4 protein-coding genes are annotated in these 3,823 nt (G+C 71.2%); all 4 read left to right on the forward strand.

The features are described 5' to 3' along the window. Positions 1-1,205: DUF4910 domain-containing protein (locus AC08ON_RS14455; RefSeq protein WP_476617152.1), on the forward strand; the 1,205-nt coding region annotated here is incomplete at its 5' end. Next, complete coding sequence (locus AC08ON_RS14460; RefSeq protein ID WP_476608033.1) at positions 1,202-1,984, forward strand: IspD/TarI family cytidylyltransferase; 783 nt, start codon at positions 1,202-1,204, stop codon at positions 1,982-1,984. The genes AC08ON_RS14455 and AC08ON_RS14460, both read left to right, overlap by 4 nt. Next, on the forward strand, positions 1,947-2,870 hold the full coding sequence (locus tag AC08ON_RS14465; protein WP_476608032.1) for a phytanoyl-CoA dioxygenase family protein: 924 nt from the start codon (positions 1,947-1,949) through the stop codon (positions 2,868-2,870). The genes AC08ON_RS14460 and AC08ON_RS14465 overlap by 38 nt, the downstream gene beginning before the upstream one ends. Then, positions 2,867-3,652 (forward strand): SDR family oxidoreductase, encoded by a 786-nt coding sequence (locus AC08ON_RS14470; RefSeq protein WP_476608031.1) that lies wholly within the window; start codon positions 2,867-2,869, stop codon positions 3,650-3,652. Before AC08ON_RS14465 ends, AC08ON_RS14470 begins: the two co-directional genes overlap by 4 nt. The last annotated feature ends 171 nt before the right edge of the window (positions 3,653-3,823 follow it).

Below are 3,823 nucleotides of genomic sequence, written 5' to 3' on the forward strand. Positions count from 1 at the left end.
TCACGGTGCACGAGGTCCCCAGCGGGACACCGGTCCTGGACTGGACCGTGCCCCGGGAATGGAACGTCACCTCGGCCCGGTTGACCGGCCCGGACGGCAAGACCGTCGTCGACGCCGCTGACAACCCGCTGCACCTGCTGGGGTACAGCACACCGGTCCGCGCCCGGCTGTCCCTCGACGAGCTGCGCCCGCACCTGTTCTCGATGCCGGACCGCCCGGACTGGGTGCCCTACCGGACCTCCTACTACACCGAGAACTGGGGCTTCTGCCTGACCGACCGGCAGCTCGCCGCGCTGCCCGACGGCGAGTACGACGTGGAGATCGACACCACCCTCACCGCGGGGTCGCTGACCTACGGCGAGATCGTGCTGCCCGGGACCACGGACGACGAGTTCCTCATCACGACCCACACCTGCCACCCGGCGATGGCGAACGACAACTGCTCGGGCATCGCCACGGCCACCCTGCTGGCCCGCACCCTGGCCGGGCTGCCCCGCCGGCACACCTTCCGGCTGCTGTTCATCCCCGGCACGATCGGATCGATCACCTGGCTCGCGCGCAACCGCGACACCGTCGGGCGCATTCGGCACGGGCTGGTGCTGACCGGCCTGGGCGACCGGTCGGACCCGACCTACAAGCGCAGCCGGCGGGGTAACGCCGCCGTCGACCGGGCCGCGGCGGCGGCGCTCGCCGAGACCGGGCGGCCGCACCGGGTCGTCGACTTCTCCCCCTACGGCTACGACGAACGGCAGTTCTGCTCCCCTGGCTTCGACCTGCCCGTCGGCCGGTTCGGGCGCGGCCAGCACGGCGACTATCCGCAATACCACACGTCCGCGGACGACCTCGACTTCGTGACCCCGCAGTCACTGGCCGACTCGTTCGCGATCCTGCTGCGGACGATCGACATCTGCGAGCGCGACCGCATCTGGCGCAACACCACCCCGTACGGGGAGCCGCAGCTCGGCCGGCGGGGCCTGTACCGCGCCATCGGGGCCACCATGAACCGCCAGGCGATCGAGATGGGCCTGCTGTGGGTGCTGAACCTGGCCGACGGCACGCACAGCCTGCTCGACATCGCCGACCGCGCGGACCTGCCGTTCGACACCGTCGCGGCGGCGGCCGATGCCCTGGTGGGCGTCGATCTGCTCAGCGACGTCACCAGCAGCGACGTCACCAGCGCCGCGCCCGCGGGAGCCCGGCGGTGACCGACACCGCTGTCGCCGTCGCCAACGGTGCGGGGAGCACCGGGAACAGCGGCCCGGTCTGGACGATCGTGCTGGCCGGCGGCGGCGGCACGCGTTTCGGCGGGCCGAAACAGTTCTTCGACCTCGGGGGTGAGCCCCTGCTCGCCCATCCGGTCGCGGCTGCGCGGCCCGCCAGTGACGGCATCGTCGTGGTCGTCCCCGCCGCCCTGATCGGCCACTGGTCACCGCCGGACGGAGTGCGGATGGTCGCTGGCGGCGCCACCCGAGCCGAGTCCGTCCGGGCGGGGCTGGCGGCCGTGCCCGCGGACGCCGGGGTCATCGTGGTCACCGACGCCGCCCATCCACTCGCGACTCCCGCCCTGTACCAGCGGGTCATCGACGAGGTCCGCGCCGGCGCCGACGCGGCCGTACCCGGGCTCCCGCTCACCGAGGTCGTCAAGGAGATCCGCTCGACGGTGCTCGGCAGCCCCCCCGACGACACCCCCCGGTTGGTCACCGGGGCCTCGCTGCCGCGGGAGACCCACCGGCTCGTGCAGACCCCGCACGCCTTCCGGGCGGACCTGCTGCGCTCCGTGCACGCGGAGGCCCGCGAGGCCGTCGAGGACTCGGCGATGGTCGCCGCGGCCGGCGGCCTGGTCGTGGTCGTCCCCGGCGAGCCGGCGAACATCCATGTCACCACGCCGGACGAACTCGCCATGGCCCGGCTGCTTCTCACCCATGTTCGTTCCGAGGGGGAACCTGATGAGTTCGGTACTGGTCGAATCCACGTTGTCCGATGACGAGCGGCGGGCGAGGCTCTACGCCGGCGAGCTGTTCGTCTACGCGCCCAGGCCCGCGACGCGGGAGTTCGTCGAGTTCAGCCGCACCCTGATCCGCGAGGCCTTCGGCGATCTCGACCCCGAGACGGCGCAGTACCACATGCCGGTCGAGGACTACGCGGCCCTGCTCGCCGAGCTGAAGCCACGGTTCATCCACCACCCCACCTGCAAGGAACTGTTGCCGGCGATTCTCGCCGAGCACGGCTGCGACCTGTCGAAGACCTACTTCGACGTGCCCCGGCTGCGGACCTCGACGTCGGACGACTACCTCACTTCGGGCATCGCCTACGCCTTCCACCCGCACCGCGACACCTGGTACTCGGCACCGTTCTGCCAGCTCAACTGGTGGATGCCGATCTTCGATATCGTGCCGGAGAACGCCATGGCCTTCCACCCGCGCTACTTCTCCCAGGGCGTGAAGAACGGTTCCGGCGACTACGACTACTACGAGTGGAACGCGAAGAACCGGGCCGACGCCGCGAAGCACATCAAGTCCGACACCCGTAAGCAGCCCAAGCCCGAGGAGGAGGTGGAGATCTTTCCGCAGACCCGGGTGGTCGCCCCCTCCGGCGGCATAATGATCTTCTCGGCGGCCCAGCTGCACTCCTCGGTGCCGAACAACTCCGGCCGCACCCGGTTCAGCATGGACTTCCGCACCGTCCACTTCGATGACGTGGTCAACCACGTCGGAGCGCCGAACGTCGACGCGGAGTGCACCGGCACGACCATGCGGGACTACCTGCGTGGCACCGACCTGAGCCGGATTCCCGAGGACATCTGCCTGACCTACGACACCGCGCCGCCGCGGGAGGACGCGATGCTGGTGTTCTCCCACCAGAACGCATGACGGCGGCCCCGAACGGATCCGGCGCGGGCGACCCGGCGGCGGACGAGGTTCCGCTCGCCGGGCGGGTCGCCGTGGTGACCGGTGCGTCGAGCGGCATCGGCCGGGCCACCGCGCTGCGGCTGGCCTCGGGCGGAGCCACCGTCCTCGCGCTCGGGCGCGACCAGACCCGGCTCGACGCCCTCGGCAAGGAGGCGAGCGGTCCGGGCACCCTGACGCCGGTGCGCCTCGATCTGACCGATGACGCGGCCGTCGTCACGTTCACCGCCGAGGTCACGGACCGCTACAGCCGCGTCGATCATCTGGTGCACAGCGCCGGCGCCTACGGAAGCGCCCGGGTGGACGCCGTGTCGCTGGCCGATCTCGACACCCAGTACCTCGCGAACGTCCGGGCACCATACGCACTCACCCAGCGGCTGCTGCCGGCGCTGCGGGTCGCCGGGGCCGACCGCGGCGCCGACATCGTCATCGTCAACTCCACTCAGGGCATCCGGGCCGGCGCGGGCACCAGCGTGTTCGCCGCCACCCAGCACGCCATGCGGGGGTTCGCCGACAGCCTGCGCCAGGAGATCAACGCCGACGGCATCCGGGTGACCACCATCCATCTCGGCCGTACGGCGACCCCGAGGCAGGAGGCGATCTATGCCCGGGAAGGCCGTGAGTACGCACCCGAGCTGCTCGTCCAAGCGGCCGACGTGGCCGATCTCGTCAATTACCTGATCCGGCTCCCACCCACCGCGGAGATCACCGAGCTGCACCTGCGGCCGGCGAAGAAGAGCTACTGACACGCTCACGCTGCGCAACGACTCGGGGCCCGTGGGCGCGCCAGAGCCCACGGGCCCCGAGGCCCAGAAGTCCGCCGACGGCGCGGTCCCGGACTCGGGACCAAGATCCGAAATCAAGATCCAGGACCAGGACGAACCGGCCTCCGCGGCCGCGGCGGAGCAGGTCAGTGA

The sequence above is a fragment of the Frankia sp. CoWAU3 genome (assembly GCF_977971855.1).